We start from the raw sequence: 1,012 nt of genomic DNA on the forward strand, positions 1-1,012 counted from the left end.
GTGCCCGCAACGCCTGGAAGGCCTGTGCGGCCTCCACCAGCATGTCCTTGAGCGCCTCGACTTCGTCGGGCAAGCTCGCTCGATCGACGGGGACAGCCAGCAGTTGCATGGGTGTCGATGATCTCAGCGCGACCGCGCTGCGGGCAGTCGGTGAAGTGCCGATTGCCTTGAAGGCCTGAAGTCCCCCCGGCCCTCAGGCGACGACGCTCACGTCGAGCGTCTGCAACCGTCTCGTTCGACTCAGGTCGATCCCTTCCAGCCATGCGACGAGTTCGCTCATCGCGATGCCGTCTGCGTGCAGCCGCGCAGGGTCTGTGAAGCGGCCCGCCTCGAGACGCTTGTAGAGGACCCAAAATCCGTGGCGATCCCACACGAGCAACTTCGCACGGTCGCGTCGTCGCCCGATGAAGACGAAGACCTGACCCGACAGGGGATTCATGCCCATCGCGGCCGCCACGATCTGCGACAGGCCGTCGATGGACTTCCTCATGTCAACGGCCTCGCCATACACGTAGGCCCGGATCGCTGACGACAGGATCATGCGAGACGCGCCACTACGCTGGCCAGAACTCGTTCGGCGGCCTCGCCGCTCAGGCGCAGCGTCATGCCCTCCAGGGCGACCTCCACAAGCGCCGCAACCTCCGCGCGAGCAGTCGATACCGGCACGAATGCGGCTGGTCGTGACGGCGTCGGCTTCGCGGTCACCGCACTCGCGCTCGAGCGCTTCTTGCCACTCACGCGATGTCGATAGGTCGACAGTGCCAGGGCATTGGCCGAGCAATACTGGCGCACGCTCACGCCTTGCTCCAGGCGACGCTGTTCGTGGTCACGCCAGAAGGCCTCGTCATGCTGCACCATCGTCTGGCCGGTTCGCCAGTCCACGCGCACGCGCTGCGACACGCCGGTCTCGACCGGTCCTGCTTGATCTGTCATTGAACTCTCCGAAAAAGGGAGAGCTGACCTTCGTCGATCAGGCCGCCTCAGGCAATGACGGGGAATCTCGGACACTCAC

The 1,012-nt window shown here is 65.0% G+C and carries 2 protein-coding genes; both read right to left on the reverse strand.

The window, feature by feature from the left end; translation table 11 throughout:
* Positions 1-193: 193 nt before the first annotated feature.
* Positions 194-541, reverse strand: a complete 348-nt coding sequence (tnpB, locus tag WKW79_RS37000) for an IS66 family insertion sequence element accessory protein TnpB (RefSeq protein WP_340340193.1) — start codon at positions 539-541, stop codon at positions 194-196.
* Positions 538-933 carry an IS66 family insertion sequence element accessory protein TnpA gene (gene tnpA / locus WKW79_RS37005; RefSeq protein ID WP_340340194.1) on the reverse strand — a complete coding sequence of 132 codons (396 nt, stop codon included), beginning with the start codon at positions 931-933 and terminating at the stop codon, positions 538-540. The genes tnpB and tnpA overlap by 4 nt, the downstream gene beginning before the upstream one ends.
* Positions 934-1,012: the final 79 nt, after the last annotated feature.

The organism is Variovorax robiniae (assembly GCF_037889955.1).
In the GTDB taxonomy this organism is placed as follows: domain Bacteria; phylum Pseudomonadota; class Gammaproteobacteria; order Burkholderiales; family Burkholderiaceae_C; genus Variovorax; species Variovorax robiniae.

Excerpts from the sequence above, each read along its gene's own strand:
- tnpB (WP_340340193.1), bottom strand. The coding sequence starts at position 541 with ATGATCCTGTCGTCAGCGATCCGGGCCTACGTGTATGGCGAGGCCGTT.
- tnpA (WP_340340194.1), bottom strand. The coding sequence starts at position 933 with ATGACAGATCAAGCAGGACCGGTCGAGACCGGCGTGTCGCAGCGCGTG.